The 21,076-nt window shown below is 71.9% G+C and carries 19 protein-coding genes; 12 read left to right on the top strand and 7 right to left on the bottom strand.

The window, feature by feature from the left end:
- The first annotated feature begins 298 nt into the window (after positions 1 to 298).
- From E1193_RS18915 to E1193_RS18895, 5 genes are all read left to right on the top strand, one after another.
- Positions 299 to 2,464, top strand: coding sequence for a transglycosylase domain-containing protein (locus E1193_RS18915; RefSeq protein ID WP_132184521.1), 2,166 nt, complete (start codon positions 299 to 301; stop codon positions 2,462 to 2,464).
- A gap of 260 nt (positions 2,465 to 2,724) precedes the next feature.
- Positions 2,725 to 5,841, top strand: a complete 3,117-nt coding sequence (locus tag E1193_RS18910; protein ID WP_132184520.1) for a hypothetical protein — start codon at positions 2,725 to 2,727, stop codon at positions 5,839 to 5,841.
- 200 nt (positions 5,842 to 6,041) lie between these two features.
- Positions 6,042 to 6,503 carry a hypothetical protein gene (locus tag E1193_RS18905; protein WP_132184519.1) on the top strand — a complete coding sequence of 154 codons (462 nt, stop codon included), beginning with the start codon at positions 6,042 to 6,044 and terminating at the stop codon, positions 6,501 to 6,503.
- 46 nt (positions 6,504 to 6,549) lie between these two features.
- A complete protein-coding gene (locus tag E1193_RS18900) occupies positions 6,550 to 8,610 on the top strand; it encodes a GAF domain-containing sensor histidine kinase (RefSeq protein ID WP_243707774.1) in 2,061 nt (686 codons plus the stop codon).
- A gap of 48 nt (positions 8,611 to 8,658) precedes the next feature.
- Positions 8,659 to 9,306, top strand: coding sequence for a response regulator transcription factor (locus E1193_RS18895; RefSeq protein ID WP_132184518.1), 648 nt, complete (start codon positions 8,659 to 8,661; stop codon positions 9,304 to 9,306).
- Positions 9,307 to 9,447: 141 nt separating this feature from the next.
- On the opposite strand, the gene E1193_RS18890 is transcribed toward E1193_RS18895, so the two are convergent.
- From E1193_RS18890 to E1193_RS18875, 4 genes are read right to left on the bottom strand one after another with little or no spacing between them, the layout of a single operon-like run.
- Positions 9,448 to 10,341 (bottom strand): class I SAM-dependent methyltransferase, encoded by an 894-nt coding sequence (locus tag E1193_RS18890; protein WP_132184517.1) that lies wholly within the window; start codon positions 10,339 to 10,341, stop codon positions 9,448 to 9,450.
- A gap of 53 nt (positions 10,342 to 10,394) precedes the next feature.
- Entirely contained in the window at positions 10,395 to 10,643 is a 249-nt protein-coding gene (locus tag E1193_RS18885) for a flavin reductase (RefSeq protein WP_132184516.1), read from the bottom strand.
- Positions 10,643 to 10,936, bottom strand: coding sequence for a hypothetical protein (locus E1193_RS18880; RefSeq protein ID WP_243707773.1), 294 nt, complete (start codon positions 10,934 to 10,936; stop codon positions 10,643 to 10,645). The genes E1193_RS18885 and E1193_RS18880 overlap by 1 nt, the downstream gene beginning before the upstream one ends.
- A complete protein-coding gene (locus E1193_RS18875; RefSeq protein ID WP_132184515.1) occupies positions 10,933 to 11,115 on the bottom strand; it encodes a hypothetical protein in 183 nt (60 codons plus the stop codon). The genes E1193_RS18880 and E1193_RS18875 overlap by 4 nt, the downstream gene beginning before the upstream one ends.
- A 242-nt stretch (positions 11,116 to 11,357) precedes the next feature.
- Between E1193_RS18875 and E1193_RS18870 the strand changes: the two genes are divergently transcribed.
- The 3 genes from E1193_RS18870 to E1193_RS18860 all read left to right on the top strand — a co-directional run bounded on the left by E1193_RS18870 (position 11,358) and on the right by E1193_RS18860 (position 13,256).
- Positions 11,358 to 12,167, top strand: coding sequence for a helix-turn-helix transcriptional regulator (locus E1193_RS18870; RefSeq protein ID WP_132184514.1), 810 nt, complete (start codon positions 11,358 to 11,360; stop codon positions 12,165 to 12,167).
- On the top strand, positions 12,164 to 12,346 hold the full coding sequence (locus tag E1193_RS18865) for a DUF397 domain-containing protein (RefSeq protein WP_132184522.1): 183 nt from the start codon (positions 12,164 to 12,166) through the stop codon (positions 12,344 to 12,346). The genes E1193_RS18870 and E1193_RS18865 overlap by 4 nt, the downstream gene beginning before the upstream one ends.
- 289 nt (positions 12,347 to 12,635) lie before the next feature.
- A complete protein-coding gene (locus tag E1193_RS18860; protein WP_132184513.1) occupies positions 12,636 to 13,256 on the top strand; it encodes a hypothetical protein in 621 nt (206 codons plus the stop codon).
- 339 nt (positions 13,257 to 13,595) lie between these two features.
- Here E1193_RS18860 and E1193_RS18850 read toward each other — a convergent pair whose 3' ends face one another.
- Positions 13,596 to 14,018 carry a GNAT family N-acetyltransferase gene (locus E1193_RS18850; protein WP_132184512.1) on the bottom strand — a complete coding sequence of 141 codons (423 nt, stop codon included), beginning with the start codon at positions 14,016 to 14,018 and terminating at the stop codon, positions 13,596 to 13,598.
- Between the two features lie 254 nt (positions 14,019 to 14,272).
- Here E1193_RS18850 and E1193_RS18845 point away from each other — a divergent pair, with 254 nt between their 5' ends.
- The 3 genes from E1193_RS18845 (at position 14,273) to E1193_RS18835 (ending at position 17,091) form a co-directional block, all read left to right on the top strand.
- Positions 14,273 to 15,094, top strand: a complete 822-nt coding sequence (locus tag E1193_RS18845; RefSeq protein ID WP_132184511.1) for an RNA methyltransferase — start codon at positions 14,273 to 14,275, stop codon at positions 15,092 to 15,094.
- Between the two features lie 60 nt (positions 15,095 to 15,154).
- On the top strand, positions 15,155 to 16,606 hold the full coding sequence (gene argG / locus E1193_RS18840; protein ID WP_132184510.1) for an argininosuccinate synthase: 1,452 nt from the start codon (positions 15,155 to 15,157) through the stop codon (positions 16,604 to 16,606).
- A gap of 302 nt (positions 16,607 to 16,908) precedes the next feature.
- On the top strand, positions 16,909 to 17,091 hold the full coding sequence (locus tag E1193_RS18835) for a hypothetical protein (protein ID WP_132184509.1): 183 nt from the start codon (positions 16,909 to 16,911) through the stop codon (positions 17,089 to 17,091).
- A 12-nt stretch (positions 17,092 to 17,103) separates the two neighbouring features.
- Here the strand turns inward: E1193_RS18835 and E1193_RS18830 are convergent, their stop codons facing one another.
- Complete coding sequence (locus E1193_RS18830) at positions 17,104 to 18,453, bottom strand: hypothetical protein (protein ID WP_132184508.1); 1,350 nt, start codon at positions 18,451 to 18,453, stop codon at positions 17,104 to 17,106.
- Between the two features lie 89 nt (positions 18,454 to 18,542).
- On the opposite strand from E1193_RS18830, the gene murD reads away from it, so the two are divergent.
- The gene (murD, locus tag E1193_RS18825) at positions 18,543 to 19,892 is read left to right on the top strand and encodes a UDP-N-acetylmuramoyl-L-alanine--D-glutamate ligase (protein WP_132184507.1); all 1,350 of its coding nucleotides are present in this window, start codon (positions 18,543 to 18,545) and stop codon (positions 19,890 to 19,892) included.
- A 99-nt stretch (positions 19,893 to 19,991) separates the two neighbouring features.
- Here murD and E1193_RS18820 read toward each other — a convergent pair whose 3' ends face one another.
- Entirely contained in the window at positions 19,992 to 20,753 is a 762-nt protein-coding gene (locus tag E1193_RS18820) for a TetR/AcrR family transcriptional regulator (RefSeq protein ID WP_243707772.1), read from the bottom strand.
- Between the last annotated feature and the right edge of the window lie 323 nt (positions 20,754 to 21,076).

The following is a 21,076-nucleotide window of genomic DNA, read 5'->3' as shown; positions in this document are numbered from 1 at the left end:
CCCCTCCCGCCCCGCCGCACGAGTCCACCGGGACACCGCTGCCCCAGGTGGTCGTCGGCGCAGCGGGCGCCCGTCCACCGGCTCGCCCGTTCCGGGCCGGTCAAGACGACTGCCCCCGATTCCGCGTGAACCTCTCGGTCAGCCAGGCGAGGGACGGCGGTGACTTATGGAGAAGAGGGGAGGGAGACGGGACGCGGCGGCAACGGGGCGGAGAAGTCGCTGGCAGACGGCCGTGAGTTAGCTGACAATCGCGGTCCCGGGTGGCCTGCCGGTCGCCGGCCTGGTCATCCTGGGGTTCATGCCCCGTCCCCGGACGCCGCTGTCGCGGCTCTTCACCGTGCTGCTCGCCGGCGTGCTGGCCGGTCTCGTACTCGCGGTCGCCGCACTGCCGGGCAACCTGCTGGCCGGATACGCCGCCAAGGCGGCGCTCGGGGCGTACGACGACCTGCCGGCGGTGCTCGCCACCCCGGCCACCGCGCAGCGCTCCTACGTCTACGCCAACGACGGCAGGACGCTGCTCACCACCTTCTACGACGTCAACCGCACCGACGTGCCACTGGCCGAGATCGCCCCGGTGATGCGGCAGGCGATCGTGGCTGCGGAGGACCGGCGCTTCTACACGCACGGCGGGGCCGACCTACGCGGCATCGCCCGCGCCCTGGTCGCCAACCTGACCGGCGGGGACGTCCAGGGCGGCTCCACGCTCACCATGCAGTACGTCCGCAACGTGCTCAAGACCGATCCGCAGCGCACCGCCCAGGAACGGCAGGCGGCCACCGAACAGACCATCGGGCGCAAGCTCCAGGAGATCCGGTACGCCAACGCGCTGGAGCGCAAGCTCAGCAAGGACGAGATCCTCAACCGGTACCTGAACATCGCGTACTTCGGCTCCGGCGCGTACGGCATCGCGGCGGCCAGCCAGCGCTACTTCGGCAAGACGCCGGCCGACCTGACCCTCGACCAGGCCGCCCTGCTCGCCGGCCTGGTCCAGTCACCGGACGAGTACAGCCCGATCGACGGCGACGCCAAGGCGGCGCTGGCCCGGCGCGGGTACGTGCTGAACGCGATGGTCGGCACCGGCGCGATCACCCAGGCGCAGGCCGACCGGGCCAACGCCGGGAAGTTGGTGCTGCACCCGACCGCCCAACCCAACGGCTGTGTGGCCACCCGACCCGCCGACGACGGTTTCTTCTGCGACTACCTGCGGCGCTGGTGGCTGGACCAGCCGGCCTTCGGCGCCACCCCGCAGGAGCGGGAGCAGGCGCTGCGCCGGGGCGGCTACACGGTGGTCACCTCCCTCGACCCGCAGGTGCAGGCCACCGCCGTCAAGGAGGCCCGCGCGGTCTACGCCACCGGCGACAGGCGGGCGCTGCCGGTCGCGGCCGTCGAGCCGGGCACCGGAAGGATCCTCGCCATGGCGGTCAACCGCCAGTACGGCGTGGCGGCCGGCCAGACCGTCAACCCGTTGGTATCCGGCGGCGGCAGCATCGCGGGCTACCAGGCCGGGTCCACGTTCAAGCTCTTCACAATGCTCGCCGCGCTGGAGTCGGGGCGTACCCTCTCGACCGGGTTCGACGCCCCCAGCCGGCTGCCGACCCGCTACCCGGCCGAGGGCGAGGGCAGCTGCGACGGCCGGTGGTGCCCGGCCAACGCCAACCCGGAGTGGATGGACGGCTACCGCATGATGTGGGACGCCTTCGGCCGCTCGGTGAACACCTACTTCGTCTGGCTGGCCGAGCAGGTCGGCGAGGACAAGGTCGTGGAGATGGCGCAGCGTCTGGGCATCACCTTCCGGGCCCGGTCCGACGCCGACTTCGCGGCGCACGACGCCGCGAACTGGGGGGCGTTCACGCTCGGCGTGGCCGCCACCACCCCGCTCGACCTGGCCAACGCGTACGCCACCGTGGCGGCCGAGGGCATGTACTGCGCCCCGACGCCGGTGGAGTCGGTGACCGCGCCGGACGGCAGGAAACTGCCCGTCGGCCAGCCCTCCTGCAAGCGGGTGCTGAGCCAGGACGTGGCCCGGGCCGCCACCGACGCCGCGCGCTGCCCGGTCGGGCAGCAGTCCGCGTACGGGCAGTGCAACGGCGGGACGGCCAGCGGGGTGGACCGGATCGTCGGCCGCCCGGTGGCCGGCAAGACCGGCAGCTCGGAGCAGAACGCCACCGAGACCTTCGTCGGGTTCACCCCGCAGGTCGCGGTGGCCGGTATCGCCGCCAACCCGGACAACCCGAGCGACGCCGTCGGCGCGGCCGTGCAGTCACAGGTGATCGCGGCGGTCGCCCGGATCATCCGGACGGCGGTGGACGGCCAGCCGGAGCGCGGCTTCACCGCCCCGAGCCCGGAACTGGCCGGCGACATGCGCCGCCCGGAGCCGCCCGCGCCGTCGCCCGGCCCGCAGCCCTCGACGGGCCCGGCCATCCCGCCGGACCTCCTGCGCTGGCTCCAGGGCCGCCGCGGCTGAACCCCGACGCCCCGTCCGGGGCCCGCTCGCTTCCAGCTGTCCCCGCTGCCGGGGGACGGATGTCCCTGCCCGCGGGGACGACCGAACCGCCAGGGTCGGTCCTCAGCAGGCGGGTGGGGACCCGCCCGGCGAGAGGAGCAGCGGTGAGGACAGCGGAAGCACCAATCGGACGATCGGGGAGCGGTGCGCTTCTCCGAATCGTCATGCCGGGTCGCCGGGAAAGACGCCGCGGGCCCGGCGGCAGCGGTGGGTGGGGTGCCGTGGCACTCGTCGCGGCGCTGCTGGTCACGATGCACCAGACGCCCGCCCGGGCCGCCGACCCGGTGCCCTTCGACGAGCAGACGGTGCACGGCGCGCTCTTCGGGGCGGTGGTGCAGACCCGTGACGCCGGCGCGGCCGGCTTGAAGGACGCCCTGCTCACCGCCGAGCTGCTGGACTGGCGTGCCACCCACCAGGGGGCCGACGCCGGTCAGGTGGCCGGGCACGTGGCGGCCACCCGGGCGGTCGCCGACGCCGCCGCGCCCGACAGCGATGGTGACGAGCGGTCCCGGTTCGCCGCGGCGATGGCCGTCCTGGCCCGGCTCGGCCAGGCGACCAGCACCGGCGCGGTCACCAACGGCCCCGCGGTACGCGCCTTCCTGGCCAGCACGGTCGGAGCGGAGGGCGCCAACGTGGTGCCGGACGCGCTGAACCTGGTGCGCGGCGGTTACCAGGACGCGGCCTGGAACGCCCGCTCCCGGGATCTGGTCCGGGCGACCTGGACGGAGCTGCACCGCCGGGCCGCCGCCGACGACGCGCTCGCCACCGGGTGGGACACCGCGTTCGCGGGGCGCACCGGCGCCGGGGTCCGCACCCCGGTCGACACCCTGTTGGCCACGAGGATCCACGAGCCACGGGCCGGCGGCAACACCGGAACCCTCGGGTACTACGTGCCGCTGGCGGCGATCCGCGACAGACGCAACGACGCGACCGCCTACCGGGCGTTGGCTCAGGAGCGGGCGTTCGCCGCACTGGCCGCGCTCGACGCCGGCGGCCGGACCCGGGTGGAGGAGGTGATCTCCCGCTCCACCGCCCACCCGGTGAACGAGGACCCGAAGCCGAGCCAGGCGGTGATCGACGAGGAGAAGCGGAAGACCGCCGAGAACAAGATCATATTCGAGGGCCTCGGATCCACCGTCGGCGTGCTCTCCACCCTGGTCGGCTTCGCCGACCCCGGCTTCGGCAAGCAACTCGAAACCATCGGCAAGGCCGTGGTCACCTCGGTCACCGCCATCAACACCTACATGATGACGGTGCTCGGGCAGGGCCTCGGCACCGCCGCTGTCGCGATGGGCACGGCGGTGCTGACCGGCAACCTGCTCGGCGCGGCGGCCAGCCTGATCGGCCTGTTCACCGGTGGGGGCGACCCCAACGCCGCCGTCCGGGCCGAGATCGGCAAGCTCCGCGACCAGATCAACCGGCTGGCCCAGGGCATCGACAAGCGGTTCGACCGGATCGAGTCGGCGCTCAAGGAGATGTACTCCGGGCTGATCGCCCAGCTCGGCGAGCTGCTGAAGGCGATCGACGAGGTACGGGCCAACCTCGGTCGGATCGCCACCCAGTTGCAGACCATCGAACGCAAGGTCGACTCGATGGCGCTCGCCACCCACGTCGCGCTGGAGAACATCGCGAAGTCGGAGCTGAACTCGGTCATCACCACCTACGTCCATCACCGGGAGATCGCCGGCCAGCCGATCCCGGACTACTCCACCGTGTACTACCCCAAGGCCGAGTCGCCCACCTTCAAGTTCGCCACCGTCGACGCCGCGCAGGAGGGGACCTTCACCGTCCCGGCCGGCACCAGCCTCACCGATCCGGTGAGCGTGCTCGACCTCTATCTGCCCGAGGGGTCGATCAACTACCTGTCCCAGTGGGCCCGCGCCGAGGTCGGCGGCACCTGGACCACCGGGTCGGTCGCCAACGCCGCCGCCTGGAGCACCGCGGCCCGCGTCTACAACATCCTGCAACTGGAGAATCCGGCGTACGCCAACCAGGTCCACCCCGGCCGGGCCGCCGCCGTCGCCGCCGCCGGCGACACGATCAACGAGCGGGTACGGGAGTTCAACCGCCCGAGGTCCGACGGAACCACCAACGACCTGTTCACCAGGCTGATGGCCGACTACCGCAACGCGGTCGTCGCCTGGAACAAGCAGGTGGAGGAGGTGCGCAAGGGCGTGATCTGGAACGGGCACGACCAGCCCGCGCCGGTGCACGACATGTGGGGCAGCCCGGAGCAGGAACTCCCGGCTGCCAACCGGATCCCGGAGAACGAGTCGATGAGCGCCTGCACCGGCAACCGGCCCGGCCGATCGGTGCCGGCCACCATCCGCCGCGCCAACCTGCCCAACCCCTTCCACCTGACCCACCACGCGATGCCGCCGGGGCACAAGCCGACCTTCTCCACCTGCTACGAGGCGCAGTTCGTCAACGTCGAGGAGAACGAGGGCCCACGGTTCCACACCTGGCGCGGAGACCTCCAGATCACGGTGCGGTCCCGGGTCAAGTGGGCGACCGGTGACTGGCAGGAGGTGCAGACCGCGACCCGGGTCTTCCCGATCGGCACCTACTGCTCCTGGAGCACGACGTCCCCGACACCCAGCGGCTACTGCTACGACGAGAACAAGTACCTCAACGAGCGCTGGGGCACGTACCGGGCGGCGTTCGAGTCGGCGGCCATCCCGGTGAGCACGGCGCAGGCGGCGACCGCCCGGACGAAGGCCGCGGCGATGCTCGCCGGCCGGCAGAAGTACTTCTACCGGGTGATGCGCGCCGGCACCGGCCCCAACCCGCCGAGCCCCGACACCTGGGGGGTGGCCCAGACGCTGTGGCAGCGGGGCAAGGCCGTCTCCAACGCGCTGCGCATGCTGCAGGCGTACACCGAGCTGGGCTGGGCGAGCGCGCTGGAGCAGGACGACAGCCTCAACGCGCTGCTCTTCGGCGCCAACGGGCTCCCCGCCGACTACACCCGCCCGCGCAACGACACCGACCAGTCGCTCAACCGGCACCTGTACAACGCGTTCACCCAGGCGGTCGTCAACTACGCCGACTGCGAGCAGGTGGTCGACTGGGACGCGTGCGCCGGCGACAAGTCCGGCTTCGACCCGCAGCGCAACCAGGGCCAGTACGGGGTCGGCTGCGTGCAGGCGGACATCCCCGACAAGCCGCGGGAACCGGTGAGCGCCTGCCTGGCCGGCACCGCCGCCGCCCGGCTCGCCCTGCTCAGGCAGCGCTACGACCACTGGTCGGCGCGGGTACGCTCCGGCGGCCACACCGAGGGACTGCCGAAGGTCAGGGCCCTGGTCGACATGACCCGGGCGACCAACGCGAGCGTGCACTGACCCGCAGGCGGCGTACCGCCCGCCGGCCCGGGACATCCGCCCCGGGCCGGCGGGACATCGCTCCGGGGACGATGAGCGGGACGTTCGCGGACGGCCACCGGGCCCACCCGGCCGGTGCCACTGTGGACGCCCGTCACCTACGCTGCGCCGGGTCGGCGGTACCGGGGCCGGCGGCCGGGTACTTCATCCGAGGAGCAGGCATGACCCTGAACACCGGCGACGATCGGCGGATCCTGCTGATCGCCGCGAACGACACCTTCTGTCACGTCTACCAGAATCTCGCCGAGCTGCTCGCGGCTGCCGACCACGGTGAGAAGCTCGCCGGCGGCATCGAGTTCTTCGACGTGACCGGCCGTCGGCTGCACCCCCGCTTCTCCGCGGACTGGCGGCTGGAGGACCTCCAGACCGGCTACGACGCGGCTGACCCGGAGGCCGTCCGGGCTCGGGTGCGGGCGGTCGTGAGTCACCTGGTGCGGTACGTCCGCGACCATCCGGAGGTGCTCGCCCAGTCCCGGATCTCCCTGGAAGAGGCCCTCGCCGAGGTGCCCGCCCTCGACGGCCCGGACCTGTCGCACGACCTCGGCGCCCTGCCGGACCACCTCGAACACGACAGAGGCAACTGGATGCACAACGCCATGCACGTGGCCGGCTGGGCGCACTGAGCCACACCGGACCGCCCGACCACCACGACCGCCCGGAGGGCACACCTTGCCGTCGACCGCCGGCCCACCCACCGCCCCCCGCCGCGGCCTGGCCGCGCTGGGGCTGGCCATCGCCGTACTCGTCCTGATCGGACAGTGGCGGAACCACGACCCGGCCCTGGGCGGGCCGGCGGCGCTGACCGGCGCGATCGCGGTGTCGTTCACCGCCCTCGGTGGGCTGGTGCTCGCCGGGGTGCCCGGACACCTCGTCGGGCGGCTCATGGTGGCGGCCGGGCTCACCGCCGGCGCGGCGGTCCTGGCGTTGAGCTGGCTGCACCTGGCACCGGTGGCCTGGCTGAGCCAGTGGCTGTGGTGGCCGCCGTACGGCCTGATCTTCCTGGCCCTGCTGGTCTTCCCGGACGGCCGATTGCCCGGACGGCGCTGGCGCCCGGTCGCCGCCGGGCTCGTCATCACCACCGGGGTCGCGGCCGTCGCGCTGGCGGTGGCCGCCACCAGCGATCCCACGGGGCTGCTCCTGTCCGCCGCGCCGGCGGCCACCCGGGAGGCGCAACTGCTGGTCCGCGTCGCCCTGGTCACGATCGCCGTCGAAATGCTGCTGGTGGTCGGGGTGCTCGGATCGTTGGCGGGGCGCTGGCGGCGGGCCACCGGTGAGGCGCGCCAACAGCTCGCCTGCCTGCTGGCGGCTGCGGCGTTCTTCCTGCTCGGCTTCGGGCTGGACTGGCTGAACCTCTCCGGCGGCTGGGTGCTGATGGTGGTCGCCGTCCCCGGCGCGATGACCCTGGCCGTGCTCCGGTACCGGCTGTACGGGCTGGAGCAGGTGATCAACCGAACGCTGGTCTGGGTGGTGATGAGCCTGCTGGTGATCGCCGCCTTCGTGGCCACCGTGGCGCTGCTGCGCGACCTCGTGCTGCCGGGCGACACCTCGAACGCCTCACTGGTGGCGACCGGTCTGATCGCGGTGACCTTCGAACCGCTGCGGAACCGGGTGCAACGCGGGGTGAACCGGTTGCTCTACGGCGACCGGGACGAGCCGTACGCGGTGCTGGCCCGCCTGGGTGACCTGCTGGAGCGGACGGTGGAGCCGCAGGCGGTGCTGCCGCTGCTCACCGGCACGATCGCCCGTTCGCTCCAGGTGCCGTACGTGGCGGTGGAACTCGGCGGCGACGACGCCGGCCGGCCGGGGCAGTTGCACGCCGAGCACGGTCGGGCGACCACCTCGGTCGAGCGGTTCGACATGGTGACCCACGGCGAACGGGTGGGGCGGCTGGTGGTGGCCAACCGGTCGGCCGGCGCCCGGTTCACCCCGGTCGAGCGCCGGCTGCTCAGCGACGTCGCGCTGCACGCCTCGGTGGCGGCGGCGTCCGCCCGGCTGATCCGCGACCTGCGGGAGTCCCGGGAACGGCTGGTCATGGCGCGCGAGGAGGAACGGCGACGCCTGCGCCGCGACCTGCACGACGGGCTGGGCCCGGCCTTCGCCGGCATGTCGATGCAGGTGCGCGCGGCCCGCAAGCTCGCCGGCACCGACCAGGAGCGGTTGACCCAGATCCTCGACGGGCTCGCCGACGACCTGCGCACCTGCACCGGCGAGGTGCGTCAGCTGGTCGACGAGTTGCGCCCGGCCGCCCTGGACCGGGGGCTGGAGTCGGCGCTGCGGGCCGAATGCCAACGCTTCGACGGGCCGAACCTGAGTGTGCGGTTGCGGATCGAGGACGCCCTGCCCCGGCTGCCGGCCGCCGTCGAGGTGGCGGCCTACCGAATCGTCGGGGAGGCGCTGGCCAACGTGGCCCGGCACGCCCGGGCCCACTCCTGCGAGGTGGTGGTGCGGCAGGGGCGGGCGCTGGTGATCGAGGTGTCCGACGACGGCGTCGGCATCGCCGGGCCCCGGCCGGGTGGGGTGGGGCTGGACTCGATGCGGGAACGCGCCGCCGAGCTGGGGGGCGAGTGCGAGGTCACCGGCCGGGAGCCGCGGGGCACCCTGATCCGGGTACGGCTGCCGTGCCGACCCGTACCCGAAGCCCCGCCGACGCCCACCGGGGCCCTGACGTCCACGGTGGACGCCCCGGTCCCGCCGCCGCCCGAGGCCGACACGGGTGGGCGGGCCGACTGAGAGGATGAGCCGTAGGGACGGGACGGGCAGGAGAACGGGGCGACGGGGATGGCCGAGCGAATTCGGGTGCTGATCGTGGACGACCATCCGGTGGTCCGGCGCGGTCTGCGGACGATGCTCGAAGGGGAGAACTGGGTCGACGGCATCGTCGAGGCGGCCACCTGCGCCGAGGCGGTCAGCAGCGTCGTGACCGAACGGGTGACGGTCGTCGCGATGGACGTGGCGCTGCCCGACGGCGACGGCGTGGAGGCGACCCGGCGGATCCTGCAGTCCCGGCCGGAGACCCGGGTGCTCATGCTGACCATGGCCGACGACGAGGACGTGGTGAACCGGTCGCTGCGGGCCGGCGCCCGGGGTTACGTGCTGAAGGACACCGATCCGGACGTGATCATCGACGCTCTGCGTACGGTGGCCGGCGGTGGTCTCGTCCTCGGCCCCCGGGTCGGTCCGCAGGTGCTGACCACCCTGCAACGCCAGCCGGTCGAGCTGCCGCCGCCGTTCGACCAGCTGACCCCCCGCGAGCGGGACATCCTGCGGCACCTGGCGACCGGCGAGACCAACGCCCGCATCGCCCGGCGTTTCGGGATCAGCGAGAAGACGGTACGCAACCAGCTCTCCGCGGTCTTCGCCAAGCTCGGGGTGACCGACCGGGTGCAGGCCGCGCTCCTCGCCCGCGATGCCGGCCTCATCGGCTGAGCGGCCCCGTCAGCGGCGCGACCACCCCGTCCAGCGGGGCGGCCACCGACTCGGTCCGGCCGCCCGACCGCCCGGGTCAGCCTGTTCCACAGCGGCAGATCGCCGGCGTTCCCGGCGTACGCGGCCGGGACGCCCCCGCGGTCAGTCGCCGCGGCCGACACCAGGCGACGGGGTGGTGCCCGCGGCTCTGCTGTGCGCTACGACTCCGCCTTGTCCCTGGGCTCGCCCGGCGCGCTGTCCGACACGGAGGACGCTGAGGTAACGGCGTGCTGCTCGGTCGCCCATCCGGGTGCGGATTCGCTCGGCGATGGCGTCGAGCAGGGGTTCACGGACGTCACGATCGAGCCTTCGGTACGGAGACTGCGAGCGAAGGAGATCGGCGAAGCCGTCCCCGTCGAACCACTGAACCGTCGGGTACCAACGCACGATCGTGGGGCCGAACAGGTCGCCGGGATCCTCGACCAGTCCCCAGCCCTCGTCGGTGCTGCGCACGTCGTCCTCGAGTGGAGGATGACCCCAGTCCGGATTTCCGGGGGAGAACCGCTCGTGGAGATCGGCGGTCTCCGCGTACACCTCCGGCTCTCCCGGCCAACGGACAACGACGTGGCCGAGCAGCGCCATCCAGCCTCCCGCGCGGAGCACGTCGTGTGCTCGCGGCCAGCCGATCGACGGATCGACCCAGTGCCAGGCCGACGCGGCCACGAGGACATCGAAGCGTGCGCCGTGGTCGTCCCACTCCTCAAACGTCGACGCCTCGACCGTGACGTTGCCGAAGGCGGCGAGCCGCTGGCGAGCGAGTGCGGCCATGCCCGCGCCCGGCTCGATGGCGGTCACCGGACAGCCGAGCGCAGCCAGCGAACGTGTCGCCTGACCGGTACCGCAGCCCACCTCAAGCATCGGCGACCCTTCGTCCATACCGGTGATGGTGACGAGGTCCGCGAACAGTTCGTCGGGGTATCCCGGCCGGACCCGGTCGTAGAGCTCCGGCACCTCGTCGAACAGCCGACCGAGGCCACGTCGATCCGCGCCTGTCATCACACCATCCTGCCGAATTCTCCGCCGACGTGCCGATCCTGGCGCGTTCGCGTTCATCCTCGGGCCCTGGCCCAGGTGAGGAAGCGGTCGGTCAGGTCCACCCGTCGGTCGGGGTTGAGCTGGGCGAGTTGGTGGTGCGCCTCGGTCATCTGCTGTGCGAGGTAGACCATCAGGGCGATGCGGTCTTCCCGGTACTCGATGAGCAGGGACAGCCGGGCGGGTTGGCAGGGCCACTCCGCGCCGCAGTTGCGGCACCGCCACAGCGGACGCATCGGCAGGTGGGGGATGAGTCGGCCGACCATCATCGCAGCCTCAACGCGATGGCTCGGGCCTCGTCGTCGTTCAGCGGCAGGAACCACAGGAACCGTTTCACGATCTCCGGCGGTTCCGGCCCTTCGGGGCGTCCGCGCAGGTCCCTGATGGCACTCGGCACCAACAACGCCATGGCGGGGATGAGGGTCGACGTGGTGAGCTGGTCCGGCGGGATCGCCTGGAAGGCCGGGCACGGCCATGGCTGGCCGCACGCCTCGCAGTCCCAGGTTGGCTGGGAGCCGATGTGGCCGGTGACCGTGCGGATGCCGCCGAGAACGGTCACCAGCGGCCCCCGTTCGCGCGCCACTGCTGGGCCGGGGTCAGTCCGCCGGCGCGGCCGGGCCCCTGCTGGGGGTAGGGCTGCGTCGGCAGGCGCATCCACTCCGGCAGGTTGGTCCCGCGCACTCGGCGAGGCAGCGTCGGCTGCTCCTTCGCCCGGCACCGGAAGAACGGGATACGCACGTCGACCTCCTCGAAGTTGGGAAGGGGCCGCCCCTGCACGGGGGAACACGGGCGGCCCCAGGGCAGGACCCGCCCCAGCTACGCTCGGCGAGGAGCAGGTCCGCATGAGTGACAGTCTGGTTAGGATCGGTCTGACTTCGACAGGCGCTCATGCCGACTGAGCTGGTGATACGCCAACAGTGAGCGCCACCGGACAGCAGTGACAGACACACCGCAGAGGCTGGGCAGGAGATGGGAAGTCGATGGGCAGCGTGACGGACTACGTGGTGATGGAGCTTCGCCTGCTGCGAACCACCCTTGGCCTCAGCCAGGAGGACTTCGGCAGGACCATCGGCTACTCGGCCTCGCACGTCAGCTCGGTGGAGACCGGGGGTCGCCCACCGACGACCGACTACGCCCTGGCCGTTGACCGAGCACACGACCCGGGATGCGACCGGCAGCAGGGCGGCCGATTCACGCGAATGCTGCGAGAGCTGTCCAAGGTCGACCCCGAGTGGTTGCGCGAGTGGATCGGGTTGGAGCGTGAGGCAACCCTGCTGCGTTGGTACGAGCCCGCCTTCGTGCCCGGCCTTCTGCAGACCGAGGCGTACGCGCGAGCGATGTTCGCTACCGGCCTACTCCCGCCCGACGACGTCGAGCAGCGGGTGGTGTCCCGGCTGGAGCGGCAGACGATCGTGACCCGAGAGGTGCCCACGCCGCTGGTGGCGGTCCTTGACGCGATGGTTCTTCGTCGGCAGATCAACGGACATGCCAGCGTCATGCGTGAACAGATCGACCACCTCGTCAAGATGGCCGAGCTGCCGCACGTGCAGATCCTCGTGGTCACCGAGGAGGCGGGGGTCTACCCTGGCCTGCAGGGAGGATTCATCCTGGCCACCCTGGGCGACGGCTCGGTGGTTGCACATCTCGACCACCAGGTGCGAGCACAGGTAGTGAACGGGGCCGATGACCTTGCTAATCTCCAGCGAACGTGGGAGTCGACCAGAGGCGAAGCTCTCTCACGCAGGCAGTCACTCGATCTGATCAAGGAAGCGGCGCAGACATGGACATGAGCGGTGCCAGGTGGCACAAGTCGACTCGCTCCGGCACCAACGGCGGGTCGTGTGTGGAGGTGGCCGACAACCTGCCCGGCGTGGTGCTCGTCCGCGACACCAAGGACCGCGAGGGCGGCACGCTCCAGTTCGACCCGGAGGTATGGCAGAGCTTCGTCACCTTCGCCAAGACCCGCTGACGTCCCGTACGCCGCCTCGGCGGTTGATCTGCGGTCGGTGAGCGCCTCGCCGATGGTCGTGCGCGGTCGTGCGGAACCGAGTGCGACCCCGACGGGTCCTCGGCTGTTCGCCGAGGCGAGTGGCACTTCGGGTATTCGGTGGCTGGAGCGGTAGCCACTTCGCCGGTCCCGGCGGTGGTGGCCCCTTACTAGTATGCGGAGCATGGCATCGGCGAGGCGGCGTGGCGGTGTGCCACCGGTCTCACCGGAAGATGTCCGGTTCCGCGTCTGGGTGGCGATCATATCCGGCATGATCGCCGCCGTCCTTCTGGCCTACTTCGGACACCGCGTGTACGTGGAGACGGCAGCGTACTCCGCGTATCGCGCGGGCGCCCTCGCGCCGGCGTCGGCGGAGGTCGTGGAGGTCAGCTACGCCAGTGCCAAGGGCGGCTTCGGCGGCGACGGCACCTCGCAAGCGGTCCGGTTCCGCCTGCCCAGCGGCGACGAAGGGACGTCCTTGACGCGGGAGCGAGAGGCGTTCCTCGATGTCGACGAGGGGCAGATTGTTCGGGCGGGCATGTGGCACGGGCACCTCGTCACCGTCGAGGGCCAGTACGTGCGCGCGCCGTGGACGCCGGGAGCCGCGTTGGTGTTCACGCTGCTGCCGCCGACGTTCGTACTCATGGTGCTGCAGGTTTACCGGCTGTGGCGGCTGCGCAAGGAGCGCCCGAAGTACCTCCTCGGCGACAACTCCAGCGGTGCGTACACGATGGCGGCCGCTCTGCTGGCCTTCGGGGCCAGCTTCGTCGCGTCGCTCGTTGACGGTGTTCCGTGGGTGCCGGTGCCGGCATTCGTGGTGAGCGCCCTGGGGCCGCTGGCGTTGTTCGCGTTTCGGGAGAACCTCGAACGCCGCGCCGCTCGACGCCGGTAGGCACAGGCCGGGGTGCTAGCGACCTCGTGCGTGGTTGCGAGTCCTTGAGTCTCCTCGCCGACGCCGGCTACCAAGGACTGGGCGCCGATACCGCCGGCGCGGTGATCACCCTCAGACCCAAACCGCGAAAAGGGCAGAAGTCGTTACCGCCGAGCGTCATCTGCTGTCCGACCACCAGCACACCGATCGCATCGAGAGCGCCACCCGGCCGCCCAAGGCCCTACCAGCCACACCCCACCGCCGACGAGATGACGAGACCGTCCCCTGCCAATCGCGCACGAGGTCGTTGGGCGTGTATCGAATGTCCGTGCCGAGCGAGTGGCCGATCGCTGACGGCTTTCAGCCCTCGGTTGGCTTGACCAGGCGGAACATGCCAGTCATGTCGCCCGGGGTGAAGCCGTTCCGCTCATAGAGCGAGACGGCGTCATCCGTGGCGAATAGTCCAACGAACGCCGTGGACGGCGCGGTGCTCGCCACATGGTCCAAGAGCCGACGCAACATTGCCGTCCCGATTCCGGCACCCTGATAGACAGGCAGCACGGCGAGGTCCTGGACGTAGAAGTACTTGACGCCGTCCCCGACCAAACGTCCCATGCCGACGACGTCGTTGCCATCGAGGGCAACCACGCCGGCCGTTGATCCGGCCAGGGACGTGGGCATCGTGTTCCAGTCGAACGCAGCGTTCCAGCCGACCTCTTCGGCGAGGCGGCGGTGCTCGGCCGGGGTGGGCAGACGGTCGAGAAGGACGAACGTGTCGATCACGTCGCTGATCGTGGGGCATCAGTGTTGGACGGAGCAAAGGATTTGCCCAACCCAGAAGCCTCATCCGCGCAGAACCGGACCATCACAACCACTCGTAAGATCATTCCACGTTCAAGATCCATTTTCGATACCCGCCCTAGCCCCGTTCCACCACGCCACTCGCCGCCGGGCTACGGCGAGCCTGGGCGACCCTCTCGACCTGGCTTGACGCCCCAGCCGGCCGCCCCGTTCCGGCCGCCGGGCAGAATCGGGCGGTGCCCGTCCACCAGATCACCGACCCCGACGACGCCCGGATCGCCGACTACCGCGCGTTGACCGACGTCGAGCTGCGCACCCGATGGGAGCCGCCGCACGGCCTGTTCATCGCCGAGGGGGAGCTGGTCCTGCGGCGGGCGCTGCGCGCCGGCTACCCGGCCCGGTCGTTCCTGGTCGACGCCAAGCGGGCCGACCAGCTCGCCGACCTCGACACCGGCGACGCCCCGGTGTACGCGGCGACCCCGGACGTGCTGGAGCAGGCCACCGGTTTCCACGTGCACCGGGGGGTGCTCGCCTCGTTCTACCGTAAGCCGCTGCCGAGCGCGGACGAGGTGCTGGCCGCCGCCCGCCGGGTGGTGATCCTGGAGGACGTCAACAACCACACCAACCTGGGAGCGGTGTTCCGGGGGGCCGCCGCGCTCGGCATCGACGCGGTGCTGCTGTCGCCGTCCTGCGCCGACCCGCTGTACCGGCGCAGCGTGCGGGTCAGCATGGGGGAGGTCTTCGCGGTGCCGTACGCCAAGCTCGACCGTTGGCCCGCGGGTCTGGACCAGGTGCGGGAGGCGGGCTTCACCGTGCTCGCCATGACTCCGGCACCGGACGCCGTGCCGATGCAGCGGTTGACCGCGGCGCAGCGCGAGCGGGCGGCGCTACTGCTGGGTGCCGAGGGCCCCGGCCTCACCTTGGCGGCCCAGTCCGCCAGCGACGTACGGGTGGTCATCCCGATGCGGCGCGGAGTGGACTCGCTGAACGTGGCCGCCGCCGCGGCGGTGGCGTTCTGGGAACTGGGTCGCGACGACCCACCGTTCGGCGGCGGGTAGCCGCCCCTCCGTCGGGCACTCGGCTTGCATGAACATGCGCCCTGATGAATAATCTTTCCCGTGTCCAAGGTTCTCACCTCCCTGCCCATCGGCGAACGTGTCGGCATCGCCTTCTCCGGCGGCCTCGACACCTCGGTCGCGGTCGCGTGGATGCGCGACAAGGGCGCCGTCCCCTGCGCCTACACCGCCGACATCGGCCAGTACGACGAGCCCGACATCGCCTCGGTGCCGGGCCGTGCGCTCAGCTACGGCGCCGAGGTCGCCCGACTGGTCGACTGCCGCGCCGCCCTGGTCGAGGAGGGCCTGGCGGCGTTGACCTGCGGGGCGTTCCACATCCGCTCGGGCGGGCGGGTGTACTTCAACACCACCCCGCTCGGCCGGGCCGTGACCGGGACCCTGCTGGTGCGGGCGATGATCTCCGACGACGTCCAGATCTGGGGCGACGGCTCGACCTTCAAGGGCAACGACATCGAGCGGTTCTACCGGTACGGGCTGCTGGCCAACCCGCAGCTGCGCATCTACAAGCCGTGGCTCGACACCGACTTCGTCACCGAACTGGGCGGGCGTAAGGAGATGTCGGAGTGGCTGCTCGAACGCGGCCTGCCGTACCGGGACAGCACCGAGAAGGCGTACTCCACCGACGCCAACATCTGGGGCGCCACGCACGAGGCGAAGACCCTCGAACACCTCGATACCGGCATCGAGACGGTCAACCCGATCATGGGAGTCCGGTTCTGGGACCCCTCGGTGGAGATCCCCACCGAGGATGTCACGATCGGCTTCGAGCAGGGTCGTCCGGTGACGATCAACGGCAAGGAGTTCGGCAGCCCCGTCGACCTGGTGCTGGAGGCCAACGCCATCGGCGGCCGGCACGGCCTGGGCATGTCGGACCAGATCGAGAACCGGATCATCGAGGCCAAGAGCCGGGGCATCTACGAGGCGCCCGGCATGGCGCTGCTGCACGCCGCGTACGAACGGCTGGTCAACGCCATCCACAACGAGGACACCCTGGCGAACTACCACAACGAGGGCCGCCGCCTCGGTCGGCTGATGTACGAGGGGCGCTGGCTGGACCCCCAGGCGCTGATGCTGCGCGAGTCGTTGCAGCGCTGGGTCGGCACGGCGGTCACCGGCGAGGTGACGTTGCGGCTGCGCCGGGGTGAGGACTACTCGATCCTGGACACCACCGGCCCCGCGTTCAGCTACCACCCCGACAAGCTGTCGATGGAGCGTACCGAGGACTCGGCGTTCGGCCCGTCGGACCGGATCGGCCAGCTCACCATGCGCAACCTGGACATCGCCGACTCGCGGGCGAAGCTGGAGCAGTACGCCACCCTCGGCATGGTCGGCGGCGCGACCCCCCAGCGGGTGGTCGGCGCCGCGCAGGCAGCCTCGACCGGGCTGATCGGTGCGATGCCACAGGGCGGCGCGGAAGCCATCGCGTCCCGGGGCGTCTCCTCCGCCGACGACGAGGCACTCGACCGCGCCGCCATGGAGTTCGGCGTCGACTGATTCCCGATCGGGGATCGGCTGTCAACGTGCTGGCTGGCTTGACCGGGTGGTCGGCTGGTGACTGGTGTGCCGCCGGTGTCGCAGATGACGTGAGGCATCCGGCGTCGCATGACCGTCCAGGGTGCGACGCCGCCCGCGACCCGTGCTGCGTTACGGGATCGAATCGCCGCTGTCCCGCCGTGTCGCTTCCGACCGTAGTCCCGCATTCACCAGAATGTCAGCGACACGGTTCGCTCTCGCCGGGCGGGGCCGTGCCCGGGTCGCGCATCCTGAGCGGCCCCGTCCCGCCGAAGGAGGCCGACGTGCGTTTCCCCTGGTACCGGTGCCCGATCACGGTCCTGCCGGTCCTGCCGAGGCGCGAGCCGGGCACCCATCTGCCGGAGTGGCTGCGCCAGCCGACCCGTCCGGTGCCGGCGCCGGCACCGGGCCTGCCGGGTCGACTGACCCTGGCCCGCCAGTGGTGGACAGGCCGGCGGTCCGGATGAGGAGGGCCCTCCTCAGGTCAGGGCGTCGAGGGCTTTGTGGTAGGCGGGGGGGACGTGGTTCGGGCCGCCCGGGGTGAAGACGTCGGAGCTGGCGGCCGTCGACCAGGCGCTGTCGGGGACGGCCTGGACCAGTGCGCGGACCACCGGGGCGTCGCGCCACTGGTCCTGCTCGGCCAGCAGGCCGAGCGCCACCACGGACTCCTCCACCTCGCCGACGCACTCGAACGGCTTGTGCCCGTCCACGCCGAGCAGCTCCCGGTAGCCCGGGATCTGGGCGGGGTCGGCCAGCAGGTCACCGCCGAAGATGCGCACGACCCGTTCCCGGGGCATGAACGGGGCCATGGCCAGGAAGACGAAGCGACACTTCGGGCAGTCGCGGCACCACCGCTCGCTGGCGTCGCGCAGCTTGAACGCGGCGTTGCAGCTGGTGACCACCGCGTCGTACCGGTCGATGGTGGCGAAGAGCCGGGCGATGTGCAGCTCCGACAGCGACCGCAGCAGCGAGAAGTACGGCTCGGTGAGGCCGGCGTGCTCCGCCAGCGCCGCCCGCAACAGCCCCTCCGCCTCGACCCCCTTGGACCACTGGTGGTTGATCTCGTGCCCGTTCCAGACCAGGTTCGGGTCGGAGGCGGAGCGCTCGTTGGACATCACCACCGGACCGAGACCGTGCAGCACGGCGGTGGCGACCGCGACCAGCGAGTTGATCGCGGTGACCGGGATGTGGCCGTTGCGCGCGCCGGCCGCGTTCAGGTCGAACAGCACCGGGTCGAGCCGCCGCCGGGCCGCCAGCGCGGGCAGACCGGACGCCTCGTTCACCGAGACGATCACGTGGTTGGGGTTGACCGAGAACGGCACCGGTTCGAACCCGGCGCGGCGCAGCGCCTCCAGGGTGACGATCGAGTCCTTGCCGCCGCCGACGGCGGACAGCGGGCGGCGGTCGGAGTCGTCGTACACCCGGGGCGGCGTCACCTCCCCGGCCGGCACCTCCGGACGCAGTTGGAGCACGTGCGGCAGCTGGTTGCGGTAGGCGTACTCGGCCAGGCCCCTGGTGTAGACGGCGGCCACCAGCTCGGCGGCGGCCGTGCCCAGCGGCGCCGGGAGCACCAGCCGGCGCGGCGCCGCCGCCTTGTAGTAGCTGACCCCGGCGATCACGTGCAGCAGCTCCAGCACCCGGCCGAGGGTGGCCACGGTCTCGTCCGACGGCGGGTCGGCCGGCAACGGCAGCGTGATCACCTCGGTGAACCGCTGCTCGCCGTCGGGGCCGGTGAGCGCGTAGTCGAACAACGCCTCGCCGGTGGCGAGATCGATCGAGTAGGACGGGAAGGTGAAGGCGTCCATCCGCCGGAGCTGCTCGTTGGGCACACGCCATACTAGGCCCTGGTTCGTCCGGCCGTGCCCGGCTGCGCCGGACCGTACCCGCCACGGAAGTCGAAACGCCCTGAGGAGAGCCCGTGCGCCTGTCTGACCTGCGCGGACGTAGAGTCGCCGTCTGGGGCACCGGCCGGGAGGGCCGGGCCGCCGTGACCGCCGTCGCCGCGCACGGCCCGGCCGACCTGGTCGCCGTCGACGACAGCGCCAACTTCCTCAGCCTGCCCTGGGAGGGGCCGCTTGCCGAGGCCGCGCCGCTGGTCACCGGCGAGGAGGGCTTCGCCCGGCTGGTCGCCGCCGACGTCGTGGTCCGCTCTCCGGGCGTGCCGACCACCCACCCGTGGATGGTCGAGCTGCGCCGGCGCGGGATCACCGTCACGCAGGGCACCGCGCTGTGGATGGCCGACCACGCCGACCGAACCATCGGGGTCACCGGCAGCAAGGGCAAGAGCACCACCTCCAGCCTGATCAGCCACCTGCTGGCGGCGGTCGACCGGCCCAACGTCCTCGGCGGAAACATCGGGGTGCCCACCCTCGACCTGCCCGAGGCCGACCTGTACGTGCTGGAACTGTCCAGCTACCAGTGCAGCGACCTGACCGACTCACCCCGGGTCGCGGCCGTCACCGCCCTGTTCCCCGAGCACCTGGACGCGCACGGCGGCGAGGCGGAGTACTACCGCGACAAGCTGAACCTGCTCGCGTACGAGCCACGCACCGTGGTGGTCAACGGCAACGACCCACGGCTGGCCCTGGAGCTGGGCGACCGCGCGGTGGTTCGCGCCGGGCTGCCGGGCAGCACGCTCGTGGCCGCCGGCCCCGACGGTGCCCCCTGGTTCCACCTGGCCGACCGGCCGCTGTTCCCGCGTGCCGTGCTGCCGTTGGTCGGCCGGCACAACGAGGGGAACCTCTGCGTGGCGCTCGCCGTGCTCGACGCGCTCGGCGTCGACGTGGTCGCCCGGAAGGACACCTTGGCCGTCGCGGTCGCCGAGTTCCGGGGGTTGGCTCACCGGCTCACCGAGATCGTCGACCCGTCCGGGCTGACCTTCGTCGACGACACCCTCGCCACCAGCCCGTACGCCGCCATGCACGCGATCGACGCGTACGAGGGCCGGCCGTTGACGGTGATCGTCGGTGGCGCCGACCGGGGCCTGGACTACGCACCGCTGGCCGACCACCTCGTCGAGCGGGAGATCACCGTGATCGGTGTACCGGACAGCGGCCCCCGCATCGTCGAGGCGCTGGCCGGGCTGCCGAAGGTGCGCACCGAGACGGTGGACGACCTGATCGACGCCGTGCGGCTGGCCCGGGAGGTGACCCCGGCCGGCGGGGTGGTGCTGCTGTCTCCCGCCGCGCCCAGCTACGGCCGGTTCCGCAACTTCGAGCACCGCTCCGAGGTCTTCGCCCGGGCGGTCCGGGACACCGCGGCCAACTGACGCCCCCGGACCTGGTCGCGGCCGGCTGGCGTGGTCGAGGCGCCGGTCGCGCCCGGCGCGGACCGGTCCGGGTCGGGTCAGGCCGGACCCGGACCCGGATCAGGCCGGGTCGGGTCGGGTCGCGCAGGGTGCGGTCACGCTGGCACCGGCCTCGGTGGACCGCGCGGCCCGCGCGGCGGCCTCCGGGCCGACGAACGGGGCGGTGACGGCGTAGGTCAGCACCGGCAGCAACTCCGGCAGGCGCGCCGTGCGCTCCTGCGCCACCGCGGCCCGGATGGTGGCCTGCGCGCCGCCGACCACCATGGTCACCAGCAGGTCGTGCTCAGTGGCGCTGAGCGCCGGACCGGGGCCGTCGGCGGGGAAGAACCGGCGGAAACTCTCCGGCAACCGGTCGCGTTCCCGGCGGGCGGCCGGACCGGCGGCCTCGATCTCCACCAGCGCCATCCGGGCGAACGCGGGCACGCTGGCCAGCACCTCCAACAGCGTACGCAGGGCTGCGCGGGCGGCGTCGGCCCACTCCGGGCCGGCGTCGGCGTAGGCGTCCTCCATGAGGCGCAGCACAACGGCGATGCCGTGCCGGTAGGTGGCGAGGAAGGCGTCCTCCTTGCCGGCGAACAGGTCGTAGAAGGCCGGTCGGGTGACGCCGGCCGCCCGGCAGATATCGGTGACCCGGGCGCTGTCGTACCCCTTCGACGCCACCTCGTGAACCAGGCCGTCGTAAAGGCGGTCGCGCTGAGTGGCGGCGACCGCCTCGGCGGGGACCCGGCGTGGTCCGCGCTTGATGGCGCGCTCGGGGTCGCGTCCGGGTCGCGCTCCGGGCAGCGGGGTGGACGCCGGGCGGGGTGCGTGCGACAGGGCCAACCCATTCGCCTTTCTGGATGCGTTGACTTTGCGGCCACCGGGGTTCACAACTTTCCCACGTTCGGTGCGGGGTCGGTCACCAGTCGTCGTCCCGGCGCGGACGGCCTGGTCGGGTGTTGCCGAAGCGGGCTCGATGGTTGTCATTATGGCCGACCGTCGCAGCCCTTTCCGGGCCGGAAGCACCAGTGTGGACAGCGCCGGCAGGCGCGCTGCTGACCGTCGCCCTGCGCTGGCCCCACGCCGTCGCTGGTCCACCGCCGGCGGCGCGGCGGGTGCCTCGGTCAACCTCGGCTTCCCCACCCCGACCTGAGCAGCCGCAGCAC

The sequence above is a fragment of the Micromonospora sp. KC606 genome, assembly GCF_004348675.1.
Taxonomy (GTDB): Bacteria; Actinomycetota; Actinomycetes; order Mycobacteriales; family Micromonosporaceae; genus Micromonospora.
The sequence above is the reverse complement of the archived record's forward strand: the minus strand, read 5'-3'. Positions and strand labels throughout refer to the sequence as shown.

Excerpts from the sequence above, each read along its gene's own strand:
- E1193_RS18915 (WP_132184521.1), top strand. The coding sequence starts at position 299 with ATGCCCCGTCCCCGGACGCCGCTGTCGCGGCTCTTCACCGTGCTGCTC.
- E1193_RS18905 (WP_132184519.1), top strand. The coding sequence starts at position 6,042 with ATGACCCTGAACACCGGCGACGATCGGCGGATCCTGCTGATCGCCGCG.
- E1193_RS18895 (WP_132184518.1), top strand. The coding sequence starts at position 8,659 with ATGGCCGAGCGAATTCGGGTGCTGATCGTGGACGACCATCCGGTGGTC.
- E1193_RS18890 (WP_132184517.1), bottom strand. The coding sequence starts at position 10,341 with ATGACAGGCGCGGATCGACGTGGCCTCGGTCGGCTGTTCGACGAGGTG.
- E1193_RS18885 (WP_132184516.1), bottom strand. The coding sequence starts at position 10,643 with ATGGTCGGCCGACTCATCCCCCACCTGCCGATGCGTCCGCTGTGGCGG.
- E1193_RS18870 (WP_132184514.1), top strand. The coding sequence starts at position 11,358 with ATGGGCAGCGTGACGGACTACGTGGTGATGGAGCTTCGCCTGCTGCGA.
- E1193_RS18865 (WP_132184522.1), top strand. The coding sequence starts at position 12,164 with ATGAGCGGTGCCAGGTGGCACAAGTCGACTCGCTCCGGCACCAACGGC.
- E1193_RS18860 (WP_132184513.1), top strand. The coding sequence starts at position 12,636 with ATGATCGCCGCCGTCCTTCTGGCCTACTTCGGACACCGCGTGTACGTG.